Annotated in this window: 25 protein-coding genes and 2 tRNA genes; 18 read left to right on the top strand and 9 right to left on the bottom strand. The window is 52.7% G+C overall.

Annotated features, from left to right (window positions below; all coding sequences use genetic code 11):
* Positions 1-1188 carry a S1C family serine protease gene (locus B5D61_RS04100; protein WP_078812023.1) on the top strand — a complete coding sequence of 396 codons (1188 nt, stop codon included), beginning with the start codon at positions 1-3 and terminating at the stop codon, positions 1186-1188.
* A gap of 15 nt (positions 1189-1203) precedes the next feature.
* On the opposite strand, the gene B5D61_RS04095 is transcribed toward B5D61_RS04100, so the two are convergent.
* The 3 genes from B5D61_RS04095 to galE all read right to left on the bottom strand — a co-directional run bounded on the left by B5D61_RS04095 (position 1204) and on the right by galE (position 4390).
* A complete protein-coding gene (locus B5D61_RS04095) occupies positions 1204-2517 on the bottom strand; it encodes a Gfo/Idh/MocA family protein (RefSeq protein WP_078812022.1) in 1314 nt (437 codons plus the stop codon).
* A gap of 53 nt (positions 2518-2570) precedes the next feature.
* A complete protein-coding gene (locus B5D61_RS04090) occupies positions 2571-3311 on the bottom strand; it encodes an MIP/aquaporin family protein (RefSeq protein WP_078812021.1) in 741 nt (246 codons plus the stop codon).
* Positions 3312-3382: 71 nt separating this feature from the next.
* Positions 3383-4390 (bottom strand): UDP-glucose 4-epimerase GalE, encoded by a 1008-nt coding sequence (galE, locus tag B5D61_RS04085; protein ID WP_078812020.1) that lies wholly within the window; start codon positions 4388-4390, stop codon positions 3383-3385.
* Positions 4391-4489: 99 nt separating this feature from the next.
* Between galE and B5D61_RS04080 the strand changes: the two genes are divergently transcribed.
* From B5D61_RS04080 to ppnP, 10 genes are all read left to right on the top strand, one after another.
* Complete coding sequence (locus B5D61_RS04080; RefSeq protein ID WP_078812019.1) at positions 4490-5647, top strand: Gfo/Idh/MocA family protein; 1158 nt, start codon at positions 4490-4492, stop codon at positions 5645-5647.
* Positions 5648-5793: 146 nt separating this feature from the next.
* Positions 5794-6543 (top strand): RluA family pseudouridine synthase, encoded by a 750-nt coding sequence (locus B5D61_RS04075; RefSeq protein WP_078812174.1) that lies wholly within the window; start codon positions 5794-5796, stop codon positions 6541-6543.
* Between the two features lie 272 nt (positions 6544-6815).
* A complete protein-coding gene (locus tag B5D61_RS04070; protein WP_078812018.1) occupies positions 6816-7091 on the top strand; it encodes a hypothetical protein in 276 nt (91 codons plus the stop codon).
* A gap of 36 nt (positions 7092-7127) precedes the next feature.
* On the top strand, positions 7128-8849 hold the full coding sequence (locus B5D61_RS04065; RefSeq protein ID WP_078812017.1) for a porin family protein: 1722 nt from the start codon (positions 7128-7130) through the stop codon (positions 8847-8849).
* A gap of 43 nt (positions 8850-8892) precedes the next feature.
* Positions 8893-9804 (top strand): hypothetical protein, encoded by a 912-nt coding sequence (locus B5D61_RS04060; RefSeq protein WP_139373051.1) that lies wholly within the window; start codon positions 8893-8895, stop codon positions 9802-9804.
* A 100-nt stretch (positions 9805-9904) separates the two neighbouring features.
* Positions 9905-10615, top strand: a complete 711-nt coding sequence (locus tag B5D61_RS04055; RefSeq protein ID WP_078812015.1) for a polysaccharide biosynthesis/export family protein — start codon at positions 9905-9907, stop codon at positions 10613-10615.
* Positions 10616-10668: 53 nt separating this feature from the next.
* Positions 10669-12909 carry a polysaccharide biosynthesis tyrosine autokinase gene (locus B5D61_RS04050; RefSeq protein ID WP_078812014.1) on the top strand — a complete coding sequence of 747 codons (2241 nt, stop codon included), beginning with the start codon at positions 10669-10671 and terminating at the stop codon, positions 12907-12909.
* A gap of 167 nt (positions 12910-13076) precedes the next feature.
* Positions 13077-14075, top strand: coding sequence for a sugar phosphate isomerase/epimerase family protein (locus B5D61_RS04045; RefSeq protein WP_217698907.1), 999 nt, complete (start codon positions 13077-13079; stop codon positions 14073-14075).
* A 120-nt stretch (positions 14076-14195) separates the two neighbouring features.
* Entirely contained in the window at positions 14196-14591 is a 396-nt protein-coding gene (locus tag B5D61_RS04040) for a Minf_1886 family protein (RefSeq protein ID WP_078812012.1), read from the top strand.
* 71 nt (positions 14592-14662) lie between these two features.
* Positions 14663-14992, top strand: coding sequence for a pyrimidine/purine nucleoside phosphorylase (gene ppnP, locus B5D61_RS04035; protein ID WP_078812011.1), 330 nt, complete (start codon positions 14663-14665; stop codon positions 14990-14992).
* Between the two features lie 18 nt (positions 14993-15010).
* Here the strand turns inward: ppnP and B5D61_RS04030 are convergent, their stop codons facing one another.
* The 4 genes from B5D61_RS04030 to mntR all read right to left on the bottom strand — a co-directional run bounded on the left by B5D61_RS04030 (position 15011) and on the right by mntR (position 17334).
* Complete coding sequence (locus B5D61_RS04030) at positions 15011-15691, bottom strand: GDSL-type esterase/lipase family protein (RefSeq protein WP_078812010.1); 681 nt, start codon at positions 15689-15691, stop codon at positions 15011-15013.
* A 27-nt stretch (positions 15692-15718) separates the two neighbouring features.
* Positions 15719-16486: a right-handed parallel beta-helix repeat-containing protein gene (locus tag B5D61_RS04025; RefSeq protein ID WP_078812009.1), complete on the bottom strand. Its 768-nt coding sequence runs from the start codon at positions 16484-16486 to the stop codon at positions 15719-15721.
* A 38-nt stretch (positions 16487-16524) separates the two neighbouring features.
* Positions 16525-16803 (bottom strand): hypothetical protein, encoded by a 279-nt coding sequence (locus B5D61_RS04020; protein WP_078812008.1) that lies wholly within the window; start codon positions 16801-16803, stop codon positions 16525-16527.
* Positions 16804-16875: 72 nt separating this feature from the next.
* Positions 16876-17334, bottom strand: coding sequence for a transcriptional regulator MntR (gene mntR / locus B5D61_RS04015; RefSeq protein WP_078812007.1), 459 nt, complete (start codon positions 17332-17334; stop codon positions 16876-16878).
* Between the two features lie 132 nt (positions 17335-17466).
* Between mntR and B5D61_RS04010 the strand changes: the two genes are divergently transcribed.
* From B5D61_RS04010 to B5D61_RS03980, 7 genes are all read left to right on the top strand, one after another.
* Positions 17467-18279 carry a transporter gene (locus B5D61_RS04010; RefSeq protein WP_139373050.1) on the top strand — a complete coding sequence of 271 codons (813 nt, stop codon included), beginning with the start codon at positions 17467-17469 and terminating at the stop codon, positions 18277-18279.
* 17 nt (positions 18280-18296) lie between these two features.
* Positions 18297-19196, top strand: coding sequence for a metal ABC transporter substrate-binding protein (locus B5D61_RS04005; protein ID WP_139373049.1), 900 nt, complete (start codon positions 18297-18299; stop codon positions 19194-19196).
* Between the two features lie 4 nt (positions 19197-19200).
* A complete protein-coding gene (locus tag B5D61_RS04000; protein ID WP_078812004.1) occupies positions 19201-20109 on the top strand; it encodes a metal ABC transporter ATP-binding protein in 909 nt (302 codons plus the stop codon).
* An 11-nt stretch (positions 20110-20120) separates the two neighbouring features.
* Positions 20121-20957 (top strand): metal ABC transporter permease, encoded by an 837-nt coding sequence (locus B5D61_RS03995; protein ID WP_078812173.1) that lies wholly within the window; start codon positions 20121-20123, stop codon positions 20955-20957.
* Positions 20954-21847 (top strand): metal ABC transporter permease, encoded by an 894-nt coding sequence (locus B5D61_RS03990; protein WP_078812003.1) that lies wholly within the window; start codon positions 20954-20956, stop codon positions 21845-21847. Before B5D61_RS03995 ends, B5D61_RS03990 begins: the two co-directional genes overlap by 4 nt.
* Before the next feature lie 70 nt (positions 21848-21917).
* Positions 21918-21992, top strand: a tRNA-Asn gene (locus B5D61_RS03985).
* Positions 21993-22008: 16 nt separating this feature from the next.
* Positions 22009-22083 (top strand) — tRNA-Met (locus B5D61_RS03980).
* Between the two features lie 82 nt (positions 22084-22165).
* On the opposite strand, the gene B5D61_RS03975 is transcribed toward B5D61_RS03980, so the two are convergent.
* Positions 22166-24247, bottom strand: a complete 2082-nt coding sequence (locus tag B5D61_RS03975; protein WP_078812002.1) for a response regulator — start codon at positions 24245-24247, stop codon at positions 22166-22168.
* Positions 24244-25326, bottom strand: coding sequence for a chemotaxis protein CheB (locus tag B5D61_RS03970; RefSeq protein WP_245846451.1), 1083 nt, complete (start codon positions 25324-25326; stop codon positions 24244-24246). Before B5D61_RS03970 ends, B5D61_RS03975 begins: the two co-directional genes overlap by 4 nt.
* Positions 25327-25356 lie beyond the last annotated feature (30 nt).

Below are 25356 nucleotides of genomic sequence, written 5' to 3'. Positions count from 1 at the left end.
ATGGAAACTCTCCGCCGCCTCATTTTTGCCATCACTGTCTTTTTGATCGCCTCCTTGGTCTTCTCCATCTGGCGTCGTGGCCAAGAGGGTTATGGGTTGCTCAATTTTTTGAGAGGGGAGCCCCCGCAAGCGGAGAAATTTACCGCGTCGCCGAAGCCTAAATTGGACCTGAGTGATGTCAAAATCCTCAGCGCAATGAATGAAGAGTTTTCCAGGCTCTCTTCAGCGGTGCTACCCAGCGTGGTCAGTGTCACAACCAAGACTCTCCGGCGTGGACAAGCGACTTTGCATCCTTTCTTTGGCATTGTCAGTGGTCGCGCTCAGGTGATCCCAGGCCTGGGGTCAGGGGCTATCATCTCAAAAGAGGGTCATGTGGTGACGAATTACCATGTGATTGCGGATGTGAGTGAGATCATGGTCACAACCAACGATAACAAACAGTATCCGGCCCGGGTTTTAGGCGCGCACAAGGAGCGAGACATCGCCCTGCTTAAAATTGAGGGCGGAAAGACCGATTTCCCAGCGCTCTCCTTTGCCAATTCTGACGATGCGCGGGTGGGTCAGCTTGTATTCGCTGTGGGTAATCCCTTCGGGCTTACTGGCACCGTGACTCAAGGCATCATCAGTGCCCGAGACCGCCACCTGAGTGATAGCCAGCTCAATTATCTGCAAACCGATACCGTCATCAATCCCGGTAATTCGGGCGGCCCCCTGGTGAACATTCAAGGGCAGATCGTCGGCATCAATGTGGCGATTTATCGTGGAGATGAAAATGTGCGTGCTTGGCAGGGGGTTGGACTTGCCGTCCCGGCCAATGACGTGCGTCTCGTGGTCGATGCCATTTTGAACCAAGCCAAAGGCGGCCAAGTACCCGCAGCGATTGGGGGCTATCTAGGGCTGGAACTGAGTGCCGAACCGATTCGAATCGATGCCCAACTCGGCACCTCGCTTTTTGGTGCTTACATCACAGACCTGGACCCGCAATCCCCCGCCTCACGGGCTGGGTTGTCGGTGGGAGATGTGATCACTTCCATCAACGGACGCACTTTCCAGACCCCGAGTGAACTGCTCAACATCATCCTTGCGTTGAAACCAGGCACCGAGGTGAAGATCACCCTCATCCGGGAAGGTGAACTCGCCGAGGTCGTGGCTTTGGTGGGCCAACGACCCGATGCAGGGCAGCGCTGAGACGCGAAGAGAGGATCACACCACAGGATACTCCCAAGGAGTCCGGTAAGGTCGGCTCAGCAGCTTGCTGGCTTCGGGATCACCGATGATTTTCTCTTTGTCGGCATCCCACTGAATGCTGCGTCCGGCTTTCCAGCTCAGCATGCCAAGCATGGGAAGGCAGCTTGAGCGGTGCGCGCTCTCGATATCGGCGACAGGTGTACTGCCTGTTTCAATGGCTTTGATGAAGTCTTCCCACAGTAGAGAGATGTTGTGGCCGTCGGGCTCCTGCAGTTGGTGATCTCCGTGTGTGGGGGCTTCCTTGGCATTCACCGGATAAAAAGTCCACCCATCCCGCCAACCAATGTGCAGCACCCCTTTTTCACCGTAGAAATAGGCACCGATTTTGTGCTTCTCATTGTTATTCTCGGCAAACTTCCGGTGCTCCCACACGGCCGTGAATTGCTCAAATTCGAAGGTGGCGACTTGGTGATCTGGGGCGTCGGTGGTCTGTTCCTGATCGTTCAGAATGGCTTTGCCAAAGATGGGGCGCCCCCCCGTGCAGAAGACTTTTTTGGGTCCCTTTTCACCACTCCACCAGAGAACTTGATCTAGCCAGTGAACCCCCCAGTCTCCCATGGTGCCATTGGCGTAATCGAGGAAACTGCGCCAACCCCCAGGATGAAGTTTGGTGTTAAAAGGACGCATGGGAGCAGGCCCGCACCACATCTCCCAGTCCATACCCTCAGGAACCTTGCTGTTAGGCTTCGGACTCTCAGGTCCACCCTTGCTGTCGGCAAACAAGCGGACCATTCCCACCTTGCCGACTTTACCGGACTTTAGAAAGTTCATCGCCTCGACATGATGTGGGCCGATGCGACGGTGCAGGCCCACCTGCACCACGACGCCACTGTCCTTAGCGGCTTTCACCATGGCCCGGCTTTCGTTCACCGTGTGTCCGGTGGGTTTCTCAACCAGCACGTGGGCACCCGCTTTGCAGCAGGCAATCGTTTGCAGAGCATGCCAGTGATCTGGCGTGGCGACAATGACGATCTCGGGTTTCGCGTCCGCGAGCAGTTCTCGGTAATCTTTAAATCCCTTGGGCTCATCTCCGCTCTCCGACTTGACGTCTTCGATGCCATTGCTCAGCACATTTTCGTCCACGTCACAGAGAGCGACGACCTTGGTTTTTCCTGAAGCCATCGCCTCGCGCAGGATATTCATACCCCACCAGCCGCTGCCGATGAGAGCCGTGCGGTATTTCTTGCTGTCTTGCCCCAAGAGAGGCAGGGCCGACAGAGAGAATGAGGCGGCAGTAGCGGAGGTGAGAAAAGAGCGACGGGAGGTCATGAGATGAAAGCAAAACGGAATTCGCCGTGGGAGTTAATCGCTGAATCTGCGGCTTATGAAATGGGAGCGGACCAGAGCAGCCGATGCAGGAATGCCCCCACGCAGCCCCCGATCAAAGGACCCACCACAGGAATCCAAGCGTATCCCCAATCCGAGCCGCCTTTGCCGGGGATCGGTAGGAGCGCATGTGCTAGACGTGGCCCGAGATCTCGAGCTGGATTGATGGCGTAACCTGTGGGACCTCCCAAGGAGAGTCCGATGGCCCAAACCAAGACACCCACCAGGGCAGGGGAGAAACCTTTGTCAAAGCCCGTGCCTGGGATCAGGTTTGCGGGCGTTAAAATGGCGAGCAGACCGATGACTAGAACGGCGGTGCCGATGATCTCACACAGCAGGTTCGACACCGGGTGTCGAATGGCTGGAGCCGTGCAAAAGGTGCCGAGTTTAGCTCCTGGGTCGGAGGTCTCTTTCCAGTGTGGCAGGTAGGTCAGCCAGACCAGGATGGCACCCAGAAAAGCCCCCAGCATCTGCGCTACGATGTAAGATGGCACCAGCGCCCAATCGAATTGACCCAAGCTGGCCATGGCGACGGTGACTGCCGGATTGAGGTGGGCACCGCTGATCGCACTGGTGCAATAGACCCCAATGGTGACGGCAAAGGCCCAGCCGGCGGTGATGACGATCCAGCCGGAGTTGTTACCTTTGGTTTTGCCGAGCACGACATTGGCCACGACTCCGTCGCCAAGCAGAATGAGGATGAGAGTGCCGAGGACTTCGGCAAGGAAGGGCGACATGGCGGGATAGGTTGGGTTGGATTTCCACACCAGCCTATCGGGACGCCATACGGACAGCAAGACTTCTCGAATCAGTCCGCGTAGCGCCCTTGTCGGGGGCCGGTCATCCACTTCCAAGCGCTTTCAATGTGCTCCCTGGGGTCTTTGTGAAGAGCTTCCCAGCCCAAGACTTCCTTGGCCTTGGCGGGTTGGCAGATCAGCTCAGGCGGATCTCCTGCACGGCGAGGGCCATAGCTGACGGGGATGGTTTTCCCAGTGACAGCTTCGGCGGTTTTGATGATCTCATTCACGCTGAACCCTCGACCTGTGCCCAGGTTCACCGGTGTGGTTTCCCCCCCCTTACGGAGATAATCCAGCGCCAGCTTGTGAGCTGAGGCGAGGTCATTCACATGGATGTAGTCGCGGATGCAGGTGCCGTCTGGGGTGGGGTAATCCGTGCCGAAGACGGTGATCTCGGAGATTTCTCCCGTGGCGGCCATGAGGATTCTCGGGATCAGATGCGTTTCGGGATCATGATCTTCCCCAATCTCTCCCGCGGGGTCACAGCCACTGGCGTTGAAGTAACGCAGAAAGACGGATTTCAGTCCCCAGGCGTGGTCACAGTCCTTCAGCACCCGCTCCAGCATCCATTTGCTAGCTCCGTATGGATTCACTGGAGACTGCGGATGTTCCTCGTCCATGGGGACCTTCACCGGATTTCCGTAGGTGGCACAGGTGGAAGAAAAAATGAATCGCTTGCAGCCATGACGCTGCATCGCCTCGAGCAGCACCAGGGGGGCAGCAAGGTTGTTGCGATAGTATTTGAGGGGGTCCGTGACGGACTCTCCGACATAGGCAAAGGCCGCAAAGTGGAGCACGGCCTCGGGTTGGTGGTCGGCTAAAAGCTGATCCATCAGAGCCGCATCACTCATATCCCCGTGAACGAAGGTGACCTTATCCAGGGGCAGGGCATCGCGATGCCCGAAAACGAGATTATCTAGGACGACAATTTTTTCCCCCTGACCCAGGAGGTATTTGACGGTGTGGGAACCGATATAACCGGCGCCGCCTGTGACGAGAAGTGTGCCTGTGCCTACCATACCCCGTTTTCGTCAAAGCTGGCTGCATCTGCAATATCAAATGCTGTGACTTTATCGGTGTTGACCTCGGCTAGCCGCCTCGCTAGCCTCGACTTCTCTATGGAAACCGTCAGACTCGGCATCGTTGGACTCGGCAACATGGGCAAGGCCCATCTCGCAAACATTCGCGCTGGCAAAGTGCCGGGCCTGCGAGTGACCGCCATGTGTGAAAGCGTAGGCACTCTTCCTCAGCAGCTCGAAGGTGAAACGCCCTTCACGGATGTGAATGCCATGATCAAGTCGGGCCGGATTGATGCAATCTTGATCTGCACTCCTCATTTCAGCCACACCACCATTGGCATTGAGGCCCTGAAAGCAGGTCTCCATGTGTTGGTAGAAAAGCCCATTTCCGTTCATAAAGCCGACTGCGAGCGCTTGATCGCCGCCCACACGGACAAGAGCAAAATTTTCGCCGCCATGTTTAACATGCGCACCAATGCCTGCTTTAAGAAGGTCAAAGACCTGATCGACAGCGGCGAATTGGGCCAAATCCGTCGCGTGCACTGGGAAGTCACCAACTGGTTCCGCACCAACTATTATTATGCCACCGGTGGCTGGCGTGGCACTTGGAAAGGGGAAGGCGGTGGGGTCCTCATGAACCAGTGCCCTCATAACCTGGATCTCTTCCAGTGGATGTTTGGCATGCCTCAGACCGTGCGCGGCTTCTGCCAGTTTGGACGGTTCCATGAAATCGAGGTCGAAGATGATGTCACCGCCGTGCTTCAGTATGATAACGGGATGACGGCTACCTTTGTCACCTCCACGGGGGAGGCTCCTGGTGTGAATAAGCTTGAAATCTCAGCTGAAAACGGCCGCTTGACCGTGACCGATGGTGCCAAGATCCATTTCCAGCGTAACCGAGTGCCAATGAGCAAGTTCTGCATGGAAGCTGAGGCCGCCTTCGCCATGCCCGAAAGCTGGCATATGGATATTCCGGTGGCCGACAGCGGTGGCCAGCATGTGGAAATCCTCCAAAACTTTACCAACGCCATCCTCAAAGGTGAAAAACTCCTCAGCCCCGCTGCAGAGGGGATCTTCAGTGTGGAACTGGCCAATTCGATCCTTCTCAGCACCTGGCAGGACAAAGCTATCGAGTTGCCCATGAGCAGTTCCGACTACGAGAGCATCCTTATTGAGAAAGGAGAGAAGAGCACTTTCCAGAAAACCAAGGTCGTGGCGAAAGCCACGGCCGACGATTTCGCCAAGAGCTTCCGTTGATTCAGCGGGAACCCTCTAAATTTAGAAGCCCTTTATCAAAACCTCCTTGAGTTTTCGTGGCTCAAGGAGGTTTTTCATTTCGTAGGCCCTTGGGACAAGAGTGTCCTTATCTGGATATTGAGCTAGATTTGAGTTTCCCTTTGCTCGTGCAGATCGCCGTCAACCCAGACTTTACCATCCTTGATGAAACCGACGAATACATCGTCGTCGATAAACCTGCCCCTTTGCAGGTACACCCGAGCAAACCGAGTGACTGCCGGACTCTCTGGCATGGGCTGAGGGATCTTTTGGCGTATGAACTGGCTAATGGGGGGCAGATTTCGATCATCAATCGACTTGATCGTGAAACAAGCGGAGTCGTGCTCGTAGCCAAAAACCGCACCGCCGCTCGCCTTTTCGGCATCGCCATGCAGGAGAGGCGGATCCACAAAACCTATTTAGCCGTTGTTCATGGCTGGCCCAGTTGGGAAGAATACGACCTCGAAGCCCCCATTCTCCGCCAAGGGGAAGTCATGGAAACCCGAATTTGGGTTAAACAGTGTGTTCACAGAGATGGAACGCCCTGCCAAACACGGTTCAGAGTTCTCCGACGGGTCAATCACCCTGACATCGGCCCCATTAGTCTGGTCGAAGCCTCACCGATAACTGGCCGGATGCATCAGATCCGTGTCCACTTGGCACACCTGCAACACTCCATCGTGGGAGATAAAATTTACGGACGGGATGAGAATGCTTATCTCGAATTTATCGAGAAGGGCTGGAGCGATGCGTTGAAAAGGACTCAGTTTACCCCGACCCACGCCCTTCATTCCAACGTCTTGAGCCATGCTACCATACGAAAGAATTGGGCCGCAGATTTACCCGAAACTTTGCGTGATCTGTTGAGATCTGTTTAAAAAGTCCGCGGCATGAGAAGCTGTGCGGGCAATTTTTTGAAAGTTGTTGGCTCATTCTATGCTGCGAAATCACTCAAAAATGAGAATTTAAACTTGAAGTCAGCTATTAAAGAGATTAGCAGCCCTCCATTTACAAAAAATCGAAGCAGTGACTTGGAGGCCTTGGTATCGACTGATAAGCATCAGTACTAAAAATTACATAACACTTCAAAAGTTCACGAAAAGTGAGTCGACAGCTGTAACTCCAGGCGCAAAGTCACGTAAACACTGATATGATAACCGTCCTGATTCGCCTTCTTACACTACGTGCAGAAAACGTCATACCAGAAGTGATTTGGGCACTCATGGCTATTTACGTGCTCGCTGTTCTAGTGACGCTGACGAGCGTGTGGGTCACTTTTAAAAAGTTAGAGGGGCGCCTGCTTTGGTCTTTGATCGTGTTGCTTGTTCCTTTTTTGGGTGTTATCGCACATTGCCTATACTGTCTGACTCACGCTGATGTCGATGTGTTGAAGCAATTTGGTTTTTTCACTCGCAAGACGGCATAATGTTGCTGAAAACGGCTTTTTAAGGTTATAATATTTATGGCAATGCATCAAAAATCGTTACAACCTTCCCTCGGGCTGCGGGCGAGGATCGCGGTGTTGCCGTGTCTCGTGATTGCATCTTTCATAAGCTGCTTGAATGCACAAAATGCCGAAGAGTTGCCGGGAGATACTCAAAATCCCGGGTACTTTCCGACCATCGCTGAAGATACGCTGCTCAGGGGCGCGGCAGATTCCAGAAGTTTGGGGAGAGGTTTGAGCCCATATTCTGTAGACGGTCCTGATGGTCCCGCACAGACAGCATCAGGTCTTTTCAGATATTATGATAATGAGCCTGACTTTTATCAGAGAAATCAGGACTTTTTCAGGCCGCTGAATAGAGGGCTCGGGGTCTTTACACCTCATGATGCGCTCGCTGTTGAAAGCAGCCGACTTCAAAACGCTTCGTTTACGGTGGATGGAAGCCTGGGTCTTTTGACTAGAACATTTGAACCAGAGTTGGCGCATGTTAAGGCGGGTCCACTGTATTTTGATGTTTTGTGGGTCGGCGCAGGGGCAATTTACACGGATTACAACGGCAGCTTGCCGCAGGATCGGCATGACCAGCATGATGATGGCTTTGCTGCCTATGTCGAATTAGGGGTGCGCGGGCTCTTGAGGATTACAGACTCAATATACATCTCTGCGGTCGCCAACGTGATGTATCTACCGTTCGAAAACGAAGTGGCCCTGCGATTTGGCAATGGCGATGATCCTCCGCTGCTCCTCCGCTTTACCATCACCGAGCAGTTGGGCGAATGGGAGGTCATGTTTTTCGACGAGTTTCGCGGTGTAACAGGGCTGGACTTCCTTGTGAATGCGGATTCACCTGCGATTGATCGAGCTGGAAGATATTATTATGGGTTCATTAATGAGCGGTCGAGCGACTTTTATACGAGTAACGATGCTTATTTTGTGAACACCGTCGGCTTCTACGCGTCGCGCCCAACATTCGATAATCAGTGGCGACTTGGGCTTGGCATTGAGCGCTCTGACTTTTGGAGAACATTCTCTTTCGAGAACCATAGCAAGCGTGATTGGTTCGCCATTTGGATGCAGTATGAAGGCTCATCGATTCCTTTCGCTCCTCGATTTAGCTATCAATATATGTCTAATGATGGCTATGACAGCCTGCTCCACCAGTTTCAATTGGAGCTCACGGGTCGCCTCACAGAAAACTTAAATTGGTATAGCATGGCGGGATACGCCTTTCAGACGGGTGATGCGGATGAGCGGAATCGCTTTGTCTGGAGCGTCGATCTGGAGCATACCCTCACCACGACGACTCAACACCGCCTAACTGCTGGGCAGGGATATTTTTATCATGAATTTTCTTCAGATACCCGCGCCGCCGATTATATCCGTTATGCTATCGATCAGCGCATTACCTCACGCCTTGATGCGCGGATCTTCGCCCAATATACGCACAACGAATCCTCTGCTGAAGATTTGTTCCCGATGAGAGACCGTTTTGGTGGTGGATTTAGGCTTACATATAGGCCTTTAGATTTTACCGATATTCGCGCTCTTGTGTATTATGATCAGGCTGATCAATCAACCGTTGAGGAAGATTCCTCCCGGTGGTTGTACAGGCTTGAGCTCAACCAGCAGCTTGGATTCCGTCTCACTGGCAAACTATTTTATCAATACGAAGAGTTTAATCGCGCCGAAAACCCCTATACAGAACATCTTGTTGGTGTCTCTCTGCGTCGTTACTTTTAATTGCTCCTAATGCTCAACTCCTAATGCTTCACGCTCTCAAGATATGAAAAAACTCCACAGGAACCCAAAAACCATTGAGATGGGACGTCGCAGTCTGGTTGCTGCGATTTTTGCAGCGAATTTATTGAGTTTGAACGCGATTGCTGGGGATCCTAAGGGAGTGGTTGAACCCATTCCGGAGCCGCTACAAACGAATCGGGATCTTCCTTCTGACTTTCATAAATATTACGGCCAACGTGTTAATAGTTGGAAGGACCGTGAGCGCCAAATTGCCAAGTTGGATATGGACGCTGACATGAATCAGGACGGCACCATCAGCAATACCGATCCGGCAGATAGCGGTGCTTTTGAAGCCACGCCTCCTGGCTTGATTTTGGGAACAGGGGAGCTCACTCGCGTGGTTATTCGCTTGAATCCTTACCGCATTGATTTTGATGGAGAGGTCGTTGTGAGTCTCGAGGTCGAGGGCATCAACCGCGCTACTAAGACTGGCGATTTTGCCTCGTTGGATGAGGAATTGGCGTCCATGGGGCATATTCGCGTTTGGAAAGATGCGTCCAAGAAAGAATTGCTTCTCGACTCCAGAGATCCAGCTAAGCGTGTCGTGGAGTTCACAACGCAATATAAAACGTATCCATACAATCTTCCGATAGCGGTGCCTCGCTTCGTGTTTGTGGAGGGTGTCAAGCCATCTCCAATTTACACGGGGGATATTCGCTTGCTTGTGACGTGCGCTCACCGTGCTATTGATGAGACGAATTATGCTGACTTGAGTTCAGGCAAAACTTCAGGCAAAGCCGGGGAGCCCCTCCCAGAGAAGAAAAAAGGCGTGCTGAAGAGCTTCAGAACAAGCTTCGATCACGTTCTGTTTACCGTCCAACCAAAGCCAGCAACGAAGGAATTTATCAACGGCAACGTTGAAGGGGTTTGGAAAAGCCCTAACGGTGAATATTGATCTATCTGTCAGTTGACTGATCCGGCTGGAGAGGATTGATTCGCGTCAATCCTCTTCATTTTTTTGGACGTATTCATCAGTCCTTACGCGTTTATTAACAATGTTCTACTTTCGCTTTCTGATTGAGGCACGATTGGGCTCAGCGGCTCTCATTTTAACATTTCTGGTGCAGTGCACGAGTCGGGTCGAGAATCCTACGCTACCTGAGCCTTTGGCTGTCCCTGTTCAGACCCAAGCGCCCGCTGCTCCGAAGAATGCATTTGTCGTCGGAGATCAATTGGAACTCTTCGTGAAAGAAGATTCCACTCTGAACGGCAGCTACTTGGTGAGAGAAGGTGGCTATATTGTGATTCCCCGCGCAGGAAGAATTTTGGTGCAGGGAATGACCCGTGAAGAAGCCGAACCCAAAGTTCGGGAGTTTTTAAAGAAAACGCAGCTCAAAGAAGCATCTGTTATTGTGGAAAGGACCTCTGGCGCGCAGGGGGTAAACGCGGGGGCTTTAGGTGGGGCGTCGCCACAGTCAGCAAATCGAATCCTGGTCTATTTGACCGGCAGTGTACCTCGCAGCGGAGCTCATCAGATAGTGGCTCCTACCGCAAGAGCGATGGGCGTGTATGAAGCGTTGCTGATTACTGGCGGCCTGGGCAAGTTCGCTCAGCTCGACAAGGTTGAAGTCTTTCGAACAGATTCTAGCGGAAAGCGTAAGAAGGCAGTTATTGATTTGCGCCCGATTATCAAAGGCGAACAAGATGATCCTCCCATTGCCGAAGGAGATATTATCAACGTTCCAGAAAAAGTCTTTGGCTTTTGAATAAGTAAGACCGCCGTTCCGATAAGGTCAGCCCGCCCCGTTCTACATATCGTATGAATTCAAAAACGCAGCCATCTGGTAAGGACTCCAAGCTTGATGGTTCTTCGATCATCCGGACCGTTCTTGCTTACGAGGATTATTGGCGGTTGATGATCATTCTTGTGTTAATAGGGTTGCTGGGAGGAACGTGTTATTTCATTTATGCTCGGGCCACTTATGAGTCTCAGGCGCTGATTCGTGCGAACTCTTTTTTGATGAGCAGTGAAGCTGCAGTGGGTAATGCCAATGCTGATAGAACTTATCGCCAAATGCGGGCATTAATGGATCAATTGAACTCTGGTTACGTCATCTTGGAGGCGGCGAGAGCTATCGGTGTAGCGGGTCCATCGACAACATTTGACGGATTAAGAGATGACGTCATGCCTGTTTGTCGGATGGCGATACTTGATCAAAGTCATTTTCAAATTCTTGTGGTTTCTTATGACGCCGAGGTGGTTAAAAAGATGCCCCAGGCTTTAGTCGATGCTTACGAGAGAATTAGGCTCAAAATCCGCAGCGAATACAGAGATACCGCTGTCAAAAGATATGCCGATGAGGTGACTGAGATCAGAAAAAAGGTCGCCGAACAGCTTGATAGCAGGCTTCAGTTTGAAGAACAAAGTGCGTTGGCGAACGCCCAAATCGAAATGGAGCGTTTGAGCAACATTCCTGTCGATATCGTGAGAGCTAAATATCGACTCAAAGAGCACGAGGAAATTTCTCGTATCTTGCAAGAACAACAAAGTAGTCTCGACGTCATCGGTAAACTTTCTCTGATATCAGGGTTTACTGACGAAGAAAAAGATCCCTTGGAGGCAGGAAGAGTTGTTAGAAAAGGGGGGGCTGTAGCTCCTTTCACTTTCAGTAGCCCAAGCACGGACAAAAAATTCACTCAGGTCGTCGTGCAACCTAACATGGTTGACGGTCTTAAATCGTGGCAGGAATTGGAAAGGACCAAACGTGCCACTGAAGAAAAACTGCGCTTAATTCAGACAAAGTTTCTCGATGATCATCCCGAAGTTATTAAGCTGAAGGATGAGCTCAAACAGGTTGAGTCTGCCTTAGACATTGAGCTAAAGGTAGCATTAACGTCATTCGATCTCGAAAAAGCTCGCCTCACCGAAAAGCTCGAAGAATTAGATGGGAAGCTTCCTGAATACCATAAAGCGATTAAGAGTTACGATACCAAGAAGCTTGATTATGACCTGATGGAGAAGAGCCAACTGGCTTGGGACAAAGCTTATGAAAAATTGAGCCAGAGAATCGAAAGCCTTGAATTTGACGGTGATAAAGCGCCGCTTTCTCTTGAGTTTCGAGGGTTTACCAATCTGCGTTCCGAGATGCCGGTTTCTCCCAATAAATCGAAATTATTCATGATGGGATGCTTGCTCGGGTTGGGATTGGCGGGCGGAGTGCCATTCTTACTCCGGCGCTTCGACAGCTCAGTGGTGGAGTTGAGTGAGTTTGAGGGCACGTTGGGTATCAATGGTATTGGTCTTGTTCCGCTGAGTGATCCTAAGGAGTTAGAGTCGCTGAATCGCGCTCCGACGGTTGGTGCGAACGTGCCGAATGCTTTGCTCGAAAACTTTCGTCTCATTCGAAGCAGTATTTTGCTGAATGGAAGCCCAAAGGGTGATGGAAGGGTTATCATGTTGACGAGCGCTCGACCGAGCGAAGGTAAGACGACGGTCTCCTCAAACGTCGCGTGGGCGTTTTCTTCATTAGGCGAAAAAACACTGCTCATTGACTGCGACCTACGCCGTGGGCGCGTTCACGAAGTTATCGGGGCTTCTAATGCAGTTGGCATGACAGATCTTTTAACGGGACGGGCATCGTTAAGTGAATGTGTTCAGAAAGTTGAAGCCGAAAATTTGTGGGCGATAACGCGTGGAATGGTTGTGCCTGGCACAACCGAATTGCTTAATTCCGGTGTTTTTGCGGCGATTTTGGAGGAATTGAAAAAGAAATATGATCGAATTATTTTGGACACTCCTCCCGTCCTTGGTTTGAGCGAGACTGCCTTTTTGCAACATCATGCTGACGGTGTCGCCATTGTTGTCCGTTGTGGAAAAACGCTCCGCAAGGATGTGGAGGACGCTGTGCAGTCTTTGCAAAAGTTAGGGGCTCACTTCTACGGGTTTATTCTCAACGGAGTCGACTTCAGCAAGCGAGTGAACCACTATTACTATTATTATTATTCTGCGAGCTATTACGATGCGAACTGGGATGTTAAGCCAGCAAAGAAAGAAACCTGAGTGCGGCGTGCTTTAGCTTCCTCATGAATTATGGATCAGTAAAGCCCAGAAATAACTAGACGTTCGCATTCGTTTTTTGCTTCCCTTTCTGGGATAAATCATCTCAAGCTGCACGCCTCATTTCACAAATTCCTATGAGTCATTCAAAACCCAAACTTCACAATGCAATGTGGCCAGGTCTCGTCGGTAAGGGCGATGGCGAAGGTCAGGAGCCACCGATCAGTCTTGAGCGGATGCTGGATTTGACCGCCGCTGCAGAGGTCAATGGCCAGAAGTTCGAAGGCATCGATTACTTCCTGTTCCTGCCTCACACCGATCCGAATGCAAGTGATGACGAGCTGAAGAAAATCGCTGATCTGATCGCAGGCAAAGGTTTTTCGGTCGGGTCTCTGGTGGCTCCAGTTTGGCCAGGCACGGTGGGTGATTCCGCGATGGGCGATGACGCGGCACAAGCCAAGTTTTTGGATGCCGTGAAAATGGCTTGCCGCATCGCGAAGGTTTTCAATGAGCACGGCGTCCGTAAATATGGCGTGATTCGCGTCGATTCGGCCGAATTCGGTGTGGCAAAATGGCGCGAAAACCCAAAGGCTAATACCGCCCGCATCGTTGATACCTTCAAAAAAGCTGCCCAAATTGCTGCCGATCATGGTGAGCGCTTGGCTGCGGAGGGGGAAATCTGCTGGGCAGGGATGCACTCCTGGAAAGACATGCTGGACGTGCTCGAGGGGGTGGGGATGCCAGAATCTTTCGGATTCCAAGCCGACTTAGCCCACACCTACCTTTACACGCTGGGTTACAATGCTCCGGAGTATGCTTTGGTCAAAGAGGGCTACAGCAGCGTCGAGTTCTGGGCCGCGTACGAAATCATGACCGATAAGCTGCGCCCGTGGACGATCGACTTCCATGTGGCTCAAAATGACGGTCAAGTACATGGTGCCGGCTCTCATGATAAGACTGGCAAGCATTGCCCAGCCGACGATCCCAATGGGAAACTGGACATCACGAAAGCTGCTGGCTACTGGCTGAAGGATGCACCGAGCCGTGGTATCCAACACATCTGCTGGGATGGTTGCATGTTCCCGAACGCTCTTCTTGAGAAAGTGGACACGTGGAATAAGATTCTCGAAGCCATGATCAAGGTGCGTGACGCACACGGTTGGGATTGATCTCGTTAACGGTTTTCCTGGAACGGCTTGAGCGACTTGATTGCTCAAGCCGTTTTGGCTTTATTTGGCAGTTGTCGGCACTCCCTTCGGGCGCTACCAACATGACCCTGTCATTTCGGCATGTCTGATTTATCCTTTCACTACGCTATCCATCAAGCGATCGAGAAAGATCCTCGATACCATCCTCATGCCTATGAGTTTGTGAAGGATGCCTTGCATGTGGCGGTCAAGCATTTCCGAGAAGGGCAGGAGGACCAGCATGTGACGGGGCAAGAAGTACTCGAAGGTGTGAGGCTTCATGCTTTGGAGGAGTATGGCCCGATGGCGCTTACAATTCTTAGCGAGTGGGGTATCCATCGGGGAGAGGATGTCGGTAACATCGTTTACAATCTGATTGAGACGAGCTACTTCGGCAAAAATGAGGGTGACAGCTTGGAGGATTTTTCGGGGGGTTACGAGTTCGAAGCCGCCTTCCTCGAGCCCTTTCGTCCCAAGACGAACCGTCAAGAGGCTTGATCGCGGGTGGCTTTCCAAGAAATCGAAAGCCAAGCTTGAGCTGAGCAGAAGATTGGCCATTCTCCAGCCTCATGTCTTCTGTTCCTGCTGATTTTACCAACGTCACCGCCGTCGCCAAAGCCAACGTTTATTTCGATGGCAAAGTGGTGAGCCACACGATCTTGCTTCCAGACAACAGCAAGAAAACCCTCGGCCTTATCTATGCGGGTGAATACCATTTTGGCACTGATAAGGCTGAGCGCATGGAAATCGTGGCTGGCGTCTGTGAGGTGAAGATCAAAGGCAGTGACAGCAAATGCATCTATGAAGCTGGTCAATACTTCGATGTCCCGGCGAAGTCAGGCTTCGACATCGCCGTCAGCTCGGGCATTTGCGAGTATATCTGCTCGTTCATTGACTAAACCTGAGGCGGCCACAGGTCAGTGGCCGGAGACTTTGGCCCATTCTTGATGGAGGATGGGCGAAAGAATCTTGGTCCACTCAGCATAGCCTTCGGGGCTCAGATGCAGGAGATCGGCCGCATAGTATTTGCGGATGGGCTTACCTGCCGAGTCTGCGAGGTAGCTGGTGCAGTCAATGTACTGCACCCAGTCTTTGGATTCTGACCAGGCTTTCAGCAATTCGTTCAACGCGTGCACCTGAGGGATCTGGGTGATTCTCTTTTCGCCAATTTTGACGGAGGTTAGAAGGACACGTGTTTTTGGGAAACGGGTATGCACTTGGTCAAGAAAGCCCGTGTAGTCAGTGAAAGCTTCCTCTGGGGTGAGCTTGGCATTGATGTCGTTGCTACCTGTGTAGGTGACGATGATCTTAGGCTCGTGTCGAGTGATCAAGGTGTCGAAGTAAACCGTCAGATCATTCGCGACGCTGCTGCCGAAGCCGCGATTGAGGACGGGTAGATCTGGAAAGTCTTGTTTCAGAGTTTTCCACAGGCGAATGCTGGAACTGCCCGTGAAGACGATGCCGCCTTTATCTGCGGGCTGGGCCTCAAACACAGAGATTTCTTTGGCAAAACGAGCTGGGTCTGGCCGGGGCGTGGGCTCCCGAGCCAGGATAGGAGAACCCAGAAGCAGAGCGGTGAAGAGCAGTAGAAAACGCATAATCAAGGGGTTGGTAAAACGCTGGGTTCAACGGGTGCCCTTCACAAGGTTTTCATTGTTTTCTAAAAGTGGCAGTTCTTGCCCTTCGGGAATGGCCAATCCTAGACGCGTTTGAATGAAACCATTTCGGCGGATGACCGTGGGTTTTTCGGCCTGAGAGGGCTCGTGAATCGAGAAGCCCACATCGCAGTTCCACAGTTCGTTGCCGTCAAACACGCCGGACTCGGCGCGGATGCAGTCAAAGGCTGTTGTCACACGGATAATATGGTTACCGCGTGCAATAGCTGCGGGTGTATCTTGCAAGACCACGGCACGAGAGCCATCGCTAAAACTGCATCTTTCCAGAGAGAATGAGTGGACTCGTTGGGCCTGGATGCCTTGCTCAAAATCTTTGAAAAGACAGTCCCTGACTGTCACGTCTTTGACTGCGGCTTGGGTATCGGGGCTGGCAATCCACAGTAGGATGGAGGTGCTAGAGCTGCCTTCCAAGGTCAGCCCTGAGATTTCGAGAGTTCTGCTCGTGCCCTTGATGCTAATGAGAGGAGCAGGAGGTCCAAGGGTTCCAGCCTTTAGCTTGAGCAGGCATCGTTCTTTGTTCATTCCCCGAATCGCCAGCTTCTGGGCATCTTCGATGATCAAAGGGCTGGTTAATTCATGGACGCCTTCTGGAATGGTGACCGTGCCTCCCCCGGATTGGATCGCCTCTCTGATCCATTGTTGGATTGGGAGTGAGTCGGCGTGGCCGTTTGCGACGAAACAAAGAGCCGCTAAAATAAACCAGAAGCAGGGACGCATGATGAAAGGGTCGTCCCAGAGATGATGATTCTTGCGGTTTACTTTTTGATTTCGATGAACTGTCCGGCGATTCCCCACGCGACATCTTCTCGAGGCAAGACTCCATCGCCACCCACGTAGAACTTGCTTGCGACGAGGAAATTATCGCGCTGGATGCCACCCTTCTTGCCTCCGGAAATCAGATCCGCCACAGCAAGGCCTACCGTGCCTGCGATACCTTCTTTTTGCCGAACGTGTTCACGAAAATCGGCTTCGCTGGGATTTGTCAGAGCTAAAGCAACAGCGGCGACGATGAGGATGATGAAAAGGGATTTCATAGAGCGGATGATGAATGGGCTCAGGAGGCTCCTGGAAGGATAAAATCGTAAATCCTCGTGAAAATGGAGGTGTTACTCTGGAGCAGCAGTGTTCTTGAGTTTTCGTTTGAGCTTTTTCAAGAGCTCGGGATTGCCCTCCAGTTCTTCCATCAGAAGGGTCAAAACTTCCAAAGTCTGCCGACTGATATGGTGCTCCATGCCTTCCACATCGTGGTGCACGCTCTCGGCATCTAAGCCAAATGAAGAAAGCAGACGCGTCAGGACTTCATGACGACGAGCGATTTCTCGACCGATCTTGCGTCCTTCCTCGGTCAGGACCACGCCCCGGTAGCGCTCGTAGATGAGGTAGCCTTCCGCATCCAATTTTTGGATCATGTTGGTGACGCTGGCCTGGGAAATACCCAGGTTTTGAGCGATGTCCACCACCCGTGCATAACCCTTGCTCTCGATCAGATTGTGAATCTGCTCCAGGTAGTCCTCCATGGCCGGAGAGTGGACATGGGAGGTGGGCTCTTGTCGCTTAGCGGGCATTGAATAGGGATCATAGCAGCGGCTGAGAAGGTTGCAAAAATGGATTTTGAGAGAGTGATGATAAAGTTAGCTGAGGCTAAAATTGTTGTTGAAACTTCAATCTAGCGAGTGGAGTTAGCTGAGGCTAACTTTATGAAACTGGACAATCTATTTTTCCTGCCTTTAGTTTTCTTCGGAGTGGCTGTGTCAGCTCCTGCCGAATCGCCAGCGTCGTCCTTCAATGTTCATTCCCGCTCCATGAGCACGGATCGTCCCGATACTACCGAATCAGCCTTTACGGTGCCTACGGGGATGTTTCAGGTCGAGATGAGCTTTCTCGACTTCGAAAGGGATGCAGGGGGAGGTCTCAGAACCGAAGCTTTGTCCTGGGGGCAGATGAATGTGAAAGCGGGCTTGGCCGATGATATGGACTTCCAGCTCGTTTTTGACCTGTATCAAGAGGAACGCACCGTTTCGAAAGGGGCCACAACGACTCTATCGGGCTTCGGAGATGTCACCGTGAGGCTCAAAAAGAATCTGTGGGGGAACGATGAAGGTCGAACAGCCATGGCTTTGATGCCATACCTTCGTATCCCGACTGGGACCGAATTGAGTTCTGATGCGTGGCAGGGAGGGCTCATTCTACCCTTTGCCTTGGAGATCAATGAACGGGCATCGTTCGGTCTCATGGCTCAGATGGATTTAGTGCATGACGATGAAACGGCTGGCACGGATGTACAGTGGCTGGCGTCCGCGACCGTAGGGGTCGCCTTAACAGAGCGTTGGGGTAGTTTCCTTGAGTTGGTCGGGTCCTCTGGTGAGGACACCGACTTTATGGCAACTTTTAACTCTGGCCTCACTTTTGCCGTTACGGAGACGATGGTGTTGGATGCAGGTGTCCGGGTGGGTTTGAACCGCGCGGCACCTGACCTTGGGTTGTTCTCTGGGGTGAGCTTTCGATTCTAAAAACGATGACGACCTATATGAAACGATTTGTCTTTGGTGTCCTTTTGTCTAGCACGCTCCTTTCTTGCGGCCCGTCAGAGCAGGCCACCGCCGATGGTAGGAAGCGGATTCTCACGACCTTCACCATCATTCAAGACATGGCCCAAAACGTGGCAGGGGATGTTGCCGTGGTGGAGTCTATTACCAAGCCTGGGGCTGAAATCCACGATTATGAACCCACACCGATGGATCTGGTGAAAGCTCAGAAAGCTGACCTTGTTCTGTGGAATGGGCTAGGGTTAGAGCGGTGGTTCGAAAAGTTTCTCCAGCAAGTCAAACATGCGCCGAGCGTGGTGCTGACAGAGGGGATTGAGCCGATTGGAATCGGGGAGGGGCCCTACTCAGGCAAACCCAATCCACATTCTTGGATGTCTCCTGCCAATGCGCTCGTCTACGTGGAAAACATTCGGGAAGCGTTGGTGAAGCTGGACCCCGCCCACGAGGCCACCTACAACGCCAATGCCGCCGTGTATGCTGAGAAACTGCGCGCTGTGGATGAGCCAGTCAGAAAGGCGCTGGAAACCATACCTGCGGAACAACGTTGGCTCGTAAGCTGCGAAGGAGCGTTTTCTTATCTGACTCGGAACTACAACATGAAAGAACTCTATCTGTGGCCCATCAATGCCGATGAAGAAGGCACGCCCCAGCAGGTGCAGAAGGTCGTGGACACGGTGCGCAGCCAGCGGATCCCCGTTGTTTTCTCGGAAAGCACCATCAACGATAAAGCCATGCGGCAAGTGGCGAAGGAAACAGGAGCCCGCTTCGGAGGTGTCCTTTACGTCGATTCCTTGACTGGCGTCGATGGTCCCGCTGCGACGTATCTCAATCTGCTGCAATACAACGCCGATACCATCGTCAAGGCGTTTACTTCTCCCTGAGTTCATGAATGCCGCCAGTCCGCCGCTTTCTGTCGAAGTCTCCGATGTTACGGTGGCTTATGCCAATGGACATATCGCCCTGCGGGATGCCAGCTTCCGACTGGGTGCAGGGACCATTTGCGCGCTGGTTGGAGTCAATGGCAGCGGCAAAAGCACCCTGTTTAAATCCATCATGGGTTTTCTCAAACCGGTGAGAGGGCGTGTGCTTATCGATGGTGGTTCTGTGGCGGAGGCGCGGAAAAAGAAGCTCGTGGCCTATGTCCCCCAGAGCGAGGAGGTGGACTGGACCTTTCCCGTCAGTGTGTGGGATGTGGTGATGATGGGGCGTTACGGCCATATGAACTTCATGCGGATCCCACGTGCTGAGGATAAGCGCATCGTCGAAGAGTGTTTGGAACGAGTGAGCATGACGGCCTTCCGGGATCGTCAGATAGGCGAGCTGTCTGGAGGCCAAAAGAAGCGCGTGTTCCTGGCTCGGGCACTCGCTCAACAAGGAAGGATCATGATGCTAGATGAGCCGTTTACCGGGGTGGATGTGCAGACTGAGTCCGCCATCATTGAGCTTTTGAAAGCCTTGCGTGCGGAAGGGCACATCATCTTGGTCTCCACCCATAATTTGGGCAGCGTGCCTGAGTTCTGTGATCAAGTGGTCTTGATCAATCGCACTGTGTTGGCCCAGGGACCCACGGAGGTGGTGTTTACGGAAGAGAACCTGGCACGTGCTTTCGGAGGAGTTTTGCGACAGTTCCACTTTGAACATTCGACGATCCAAGACCACGACGGTCGAGCTGTCAAAGTGTGGACGGATGATGAGCGGCCGCTGGTCTTCGGTAAAGACGGCCATCTGGAATACTCGGAGAGGCAAGGACGGGAACACCTAGTGAAAGAAAGAGCCAAGGAGGTGGGAGAGTGAATGAGCTGCTGATGCCCTTTCATTATGAATACATGGTGAAGGCGATCTTGGTTAGTGGCCTCATCGGTGGTGTGTGTGCTTTTTTGTCGTGTTTCATCACGCTCAAAGGCTGGTCTCTCATGGGAGATGCGCTTTCGCATGCGGTCGTTCCCGGTGTTTCTCTCGCGTGGTTACTCGGGCTGCCGTTTTCTGTGGGAGCCTTTCTGGCGGGAATCCTCGCTGCTCTGGGCATGGGATGGGTCAAGGCGAACTCTCGCCTGAGGGAAGATGCTGTCATTGGGGTGGTGTTTACCACCTTCTTTGCTCTGGGGTTGCTGCTGTTGTCGCTCTTTCCGAGTAACCTGAATCTGCGCACCATCATCTTCGGAAATATTTTGGCCATCTCAGATCCCGACATCCTTCAGGTGCTCATTATCTCAGCCCTGTCCGTATTGGTCCTTGGATTGAAATGGAAGGATCTGTTGTTGTTTTGCTTTGATGAAACCCACGCACGCAGCATCGGTCTGAACACCCGCTTTCTGCATTTTATGCTGCTGGCATTACTCTCGGCGACGGCTGTCGCTGCATTGCAGACGGTCGGAGCTTGTTTGGTGGTGGCTATGTTGGTCACCCCCGGTGCCACGGCTTATCTCCTGACGGACCGCTTCGGGACGATGCTCTTTCTCGCCACGGCCATTGGCGTATCCTGTAGTTTGTTAGGGGCCTACATCAGCTATTTTCTGAATGGCTCCACGGGAGGGTGCATTGTGGTCTTGCAGACTCTGGCTTTTCTCGCGGCACTCATTCTAGCCCCCAAGCATGGGCTCCTCTCGGCCCGCGTCCAACGTCAAGCGGCTTCCCTCTCATGAATTGGCTGGATCCTTTTCGCTACAGCTTCATGAACGAAGCTCTTTTGACTGGAGCTGTTGTCGGGGCTGTGTGCGCAGTGTTGTCTTGTTATTTGGTTCTCAAAGGCTGGTCATTGATGGGGGATGCCATCTCTCATGCGGTTCTCCCGGGGGTGGTCATTGCCTACATGCTAGGACTGCCTTTGGCCTTGGGAGCCTTTGCATCGGGGCTGTTCTGCGCCATTGCGACGGGGTGGATTCGATCCAACAGCCGCATCAAAGAAGATACGGTAATGGGGATCGTCTTTACCGGGCTTTTCGCACTCGGTTTGGTATTGTTCACGAAGGTGCAATCAGAGGCCCATTTGAACCATATTTTGTTTGGCAATATTCTCGGTATCGAAAAAGCGGAGATGCTGCAGACATTGATCACAGCCATCGTCACGCTTGTGGTTGTCTTGCTTTTAAGGAAAGATCTTTTGCTTTTTTGCTTCGATGTCGGGCATGCTCGGTCGATCGGGTTGGCGACTGGAGGGCTTTATTACCTGTTTCTCTCTCTTTTAGCGGCAACGATTGTGGCCTCTATGCAGGCGGTGGGGATCATTCTCGTGGTTGCTATGCTGGTCATCCCAGGATGCACTGCTAGGCTGCTGACGGATCGTTTTGACCGGATGTTACTGGTGGCAGTATCTGTATCCGTGGTAGCCAGTAGCCTTGGTGTTTACGTGAGCTTTTTTATCAATGCCTCTACGGCGGCCTGCATGGTCCTTGCTCAGTCGCTATTTTTCACGCTGGCGTTCTTTGCAGGACCGAAATATGGCTGGTTGGCGATCCGAAACCAGCGCCGCTCTTCGGGAAAGGCGAGAACAGCCTTGGGAGCCCCGGAAATGGCCAGGAACGGTGGATTGTAAAAACAATTACTTGCCAGATGCGTTGAGGCAGTCCACTATAACGGCCCGTTTCACAAGAACGGGATCACACTCCTGAGTAGCTCAGCGGTAGAGCGGGTGGCTGTTAACCACTAGGTCGTAGGTTCGAACCCTACCTCAGGAGCCAATTTTAAATCACAAATGGCAGTGTAGCTCAGCGGTAGAGCAGAGGACTCATAAGCCTTTGGTCGGCGGTTCAAATCCGCCCCCTGCCACCACCCTCCATGATGAGGTGGTTCCTCAGACCGTTGAGTGAGGCAAAATGGGCGTCCGCCTGTTGGTCTCTATCGATTGAACCCTTTATGAAGTACGAATGGCTTCCTCGAGCTTCGCGAATTCGACGGGCTTCGTCAGATGGTGGGCAAAGCCGGCAGCGCGTGTTTTGGCCACGTCGTCTTCCATACCGAAACCGCTTAGGATGATCGCATTGACCGCTGGGTGCGAGGGGCGAATCGCTTGCAGTACATCAAGGCCATCACCGTCCGGCAGGCCGAAGTCACTGATGAGAACCTCTAAATCTGCAAGTTCAGCCCCGACCTGCTTCGCGGTCGCGACCGTCGTTGCCAAATGCACCTCGTGTCCACGACGGCGGAGCATGCGTGCAAGGGTCTCCCGAGTATCTGAGTGATCCTCCACCAAGAGAATCCGCAAGGACGGAAAACCGGCTGACGTGTCCTCACTGACAGTTTTGGGTTGAGGTGATACCTGCGTCGAAGCAGATTTTTGATCACATGGTAGCACCAAGGAAAAGGTGGACCCTCGATGAAGTCCTTCACTACGGGCGGTGAGATGGCCCTGATGCAATTCCACGATAGCACGGCTGATGGCCAGCCCCAGGCCTAATCCACCAAAAGCGCGCGTGGTTTCTCGGCTCTCTTGCTGGAATGCGTCAAAGATCCTCTCTAGTTTATCGGGCTCAATACCGATACCGGTGTCCGTGATTTCTAAGGTCAATTGGGGAACGTCGGCCTCAAGCTGACGATGCGTCAGGCGAATTTCGATCTGCCCGTCCGCCGGGGTAAATTTGATGGCGTTTTGCAGGAGGTTCCAGATGACTTGAGTGAGCCTCACGCGATCTGCCCAAAGCGTCGAATCCCCTTTGAAAGGATGCACGATGATCTGGGCAAGCGGTCGGCGGGAAGAGCTGCACATCTCTACAACCTCGGCGATGATGCGTTGCAGATTCACGGATTCCTGATGGATCTCCAGCTTGCCTTGCGTGATCCGGGTAAGGTCCAACAGATCGTTGATGAGATGCGTTTCCAGCATCACGTTGCGGCGGATCATCTGGAAGTCCTTTTTTAAATCCTCTGTTAGGCGATCATCCTGGCAGCGTTCTTCAACAACGGCAAGCACGGGCGTCAAAGGTGTGCGGAGCTCATGGCTCAGCATCGCCAGGAACTGATCTTTGGCCGTGTTGGCTCGGCGCAATTCTTCGCGTGAGCGATTGAGCTCCTCGGTCCGGGCTTCAAGCTCTTCCACCAAAGCTGCTCGAGACTCGGCCGCTTCTTTAGCCGCTCGTTCACGAAGGGCCTCCATCTCTTTAGCTTTGAATTCCTGAATGATGCGAGCGTTTTCTTCGGCAAAGAATTTTCGCCTGAGCAATGCCCGGATGCGGCCTTTCAGGATCGAAAAATCATTCGACTTGCCAACGAAGTCATCCGCGCCGGCATCCAGGGCTTTGGAAAGATTCTCTGTGGAGTCCGCCCCCGTCAATAAGATGGAAATGAGCGAAAAGGGAGAGTTCCGACGAAATTCATTCACACGTCTGCACACCTCGAAGCCGTCAATGCGTGGCATGATGAGATCGATGATGACCCCATCGAAGCGAGTCTCTTTGAGTCGTCGCAGACCTGCTTCCGCATCCATCGCCGTTTCCAGTTTATAACCTTCGTCGCGAAGCTCGTGGGCTAGGCATTCCAGGAAAATGGGGCTGTCATCGATGGCTAGAAGATGAACATCGCGAAAGAGATCTTGATCATTGGAGGCAATGATGCGCTCTCGAGAACCGGCTTTTTGCAAGAGGGTGCGCAGCCTTAACAAGAGAACTTTCGGATCCGTGGATTTGGCGACGAAGTCGTCGGCACCGCTATCGAGTCCAGATACTTGCTGGCCTTCTTGGGAGGTTAGCATCACCACAGGCAGGCGACGGGTATCGACATTCATCCGAATGCGGCGGCATACCTCATCTCCGCGCATGCCTGGCAGATGGTAGTCTAGCAGGACGAGATCGGGTCTGTCTTCGCGGAGTGCAGAAAAGGCCTTTTCGGCGCTTGAGACCCAAGTGACCTTCCAACCTTCACTTTCGAGTAAAGCTGTTAGGCTGATGGCTTGAGTCGTGGAGTCTTCCACCAACATCACATGATAGGTGGGCTCAGTCATGGGGCGTGAGGATGAAGACCTGGATTGAATAAAGTGATAAGTCTCGGAGCGATCTGACCTAAAGGTAGAACAGCGCTGGTGGCACCCAATTTGACCGCAGCCGCAGGCATGCCGTAAACGGTGGCGGTGGATTCGTCTTCTGCAATGGTATAAGCGCCCGCTTCCCGCATCTCGCGGAGGCCGAGGGCGCCGTCCTCACCCATGCCTGTCAGAAGAACACCTGCCGCCGATCCTCCCAAGCGACTGAGGGAGCGAAACAAGATCGTTCCAGAGGGCTTTTGGGCTCCAATCGGCGGTAGATCCAGAAGGTGACATTGAAAGGGCTCGGCGTAAGCCAGATGTTTTCCTGCAGGTGCCACAAAGATGGTGCGGGGTTGCAGGGGCATGTAATGCTGGGCTTCCACGACATGAAAGGCTGGCAATACATCGTTCAACCAGGTGACGAAACCGCGGACAAACCCTGGGGTGATGTGTTGGACCAGCAGGATGGGGGCTTCGAACGACTGGCCGAGTGAACTTAAAACCTGCACGATGGCATTTGGACCTCCGGTGGAGGCTACGAGGCCCAGCACACGTGGGGGACCGCTAGAAGGTGGACTTTCCTGAGCCAGGGGAGCGGTTGCAGGGCGGGGCTCTTGAGGGGGGGTGAAGGTGCGATATCGCTGCCGGATCACGCGCACTTGGCTCATGAGGACTAGCTTGGTGCAGAGTTCAGTAGCCAGACTTTCGTAATCAGAATGTTTCAGCCCCACAGGCTTTTGCACTACAGCTAGCGCACCGGCACGGAGTGCGTTCATGGAAATGTTGAGTTCGTCATCTTGGACATCCGAGGAGACCACGACGATGGGTGTCGGGAACTCGTTCATGATCCTCTGTGTCGCTTCAAAACCGTTCATGCCGGGTAACCGAATATCAAGAGAGATGATGTCGGGTTTGACCTGAGGCAGCGTCTCTAACGCGTCTTCAGCACTCCTGACATTGGCCACCACTTGCAGCCTTGGATCACGATTGATGATATGCTCAAGGAACTCGCTGACGGTTCGCGAGTCCTCGACAATCATGACGGTCACTTTCTTCATCAAGCAATAGACGGTGGAGCGGTGGGGAAA

It is taken from the genome of Prosthecobacter debontii, assembly GCF_900167535.1.
Taxonomy (GTDB): domain Bacteria; phylum Verrucomicrobiota; class Verrucomicrobiia; order Verrucomicrobiales; family Verrucomicrobiaceae; genus Prosthecobacter; species Prosthecobacter debontii.
The sequence above is the reverse complement of the archived record's forward strand: the minus strand, read 5'-3'. Positions and strand labels throughout refer to the sequence as shown.

Coding starts and splice junctions, on each gene's coding strand:
- B5D61_RS04020 (WP_078812008.1), bottom strand. CDS start 16,803: ATGAAATCCCTTTTCATCATCCTCATCGTCGCCGCTGTTGCTTTAGCT.
- B5D61_RS03975 (WP_078812002.1), bottom strand. CDS start 24,247: ATGACTGAGCCCACCTATCATGTGATGTTGGTGGAAGACTCCACGACT.
- B5D61_RS04040 (WP_078812012.1), top strand. CDS start 14,196: ATGTCTGATTTATCCTTTCACTACGCTATCCATCAAGCGATCGAGAAA.
- B5D61_RS04000 (WP_078812004.1), top strand. CDS start 19,201: ATGAATGCCGCCAGTCCGCCGCTTTCTGTCGAAGTCTCCGATGTTACG.
- B5D61_RS04025 (WP_078812009.1), bottom strand. CDS start 16,486: ATGCGTCCCTGCTTCTGGTTTATTTTAGCGGCTCTTTGTTTCGTCGCA.
- B5D61_RS04060 (WP_139373051.1), top strand. CDS start 8,893: ATGAAAAAACTCCACAGGAACCCAAAAACCATTGAGATGGGACGTCGC.
- B5D61_RS04095 (WP_078812022.1), bottom strand. CDS start 2,517: ATGACCTCCCGTCGCTCTTTTCTCACCTCCGCTACTGCCGCCTCATTC.
- B5D61_RS04050 (WP_078812014.1), top strand. CDS start 10,669: ATGAATTCAAAAACGCAGCCATCTGGTAAGGACTCCAAGCTTGATGGT.
- B5D61_RS04030 (WP_078812010.1), bottom strand. CDS start 15,691: ATGCGTTTTCTACTGCTCTTCACCGCTCTGCTTCTGGGTTCTCCTATC.
- ppnP (WP_078812011.1), top strand. CDS start 14,663: ATGTCTTCTGTTCCTGCTGATTTTACCAACGTCACCGCCGTCGCCAAA.
- B5D61_RS04100 (WP_078812023.1), top strand. CDS start 1: ATGGAAACTCTCCGCCGCCTCATTTTTGCCATCACTGTCTTTTTGATC.
- B5D61_RS04070 (WP_078812018.1), top strand. CDS start 6,816: ATGATAACCGTCCTGATTCGCCTTCTTACACTACGTGCAGAAAACGTC.
- B5D61_RS04010 (WP_139373050.1), top strand. CDS start 17,467: ATGAAACTGGACAATCTATTTTTCCTGCCTTTAGTTTTCTTCGGAGTG.
- B5D61_RS04055 (WP_078812015.1), top strand. CDS start 9,905: ATGTTCTACTTTCGCTTTCTGATTGAGGCACGATTGGGCTCAGCGGCT.
- B5D61_RS04090 (WP_078812021.1), bottom strand. CDS start 3,311: ATGTCGCCCTTCCTTGCCGAAGTCCTCGGCACTCTCATCCTCATTCTG.
- mntR (WP_078812007.1), bottom strand. CDS start 17,334: ATGCCCGCTAAGCGACAAGAGCCCACCTCCCATGTCCACTCTCCGGCC.
- B5D61_RS04080 (WP_078812019.1), top strand. CDS start 4,490: ATGGAAACCGTCAGACTCGGCATCGTTGGACTCGGCAACATGGGCAAG.
- B5D61_RS04045 (WP_217698907.1), top strand. CDS start 13,077: ATGTGGCCAGGTCTCGTCGGTAAGGGCGATGGCGAAGGTCAGGAGCCA.
- B5D61_RS04005 (WP_139373049.1), top strand. CDS start 18,297: ATGAAACGATTTGTCTTTGGTGTCCTTTTGTCTAGCACGCTCCTTTCT.
- B5D61_RS03995 (WP_078812173.1), top strand. CDS start 20,121: ATGCCCTTTCATTATGAATACATGGTGAAGGCGATCTTGGTTAGTGGC.
- galE (WP_078812020.1), bottom strand. CDS start 4,390: ATGGTAGGCACAGGCACACTTCTCGTCACAGGCGGCGCCGGTTATATC.
- B5D61_RS04065 (WP_078812017.1), top strand. CDS start 7,128: ATGGCAATGCATCAAAAATCGTTACAACCTTCCCTCGGGCTGCGGGCG.
- B5D61_RS03990 (WP_078812003.1), top strand. CDS start 20,954: ATGAATTGGCTGGATCCTTTTCGCTACAGCTTCATGAACGAAGCTCTT.
- B5D61_RS03970 (WP_245846451.1), bottom strand. CDS start 25,326: ATGAAGAAAGTGACCGTCATGATTGTCGAGGACTCGCGAACCGTCAGC.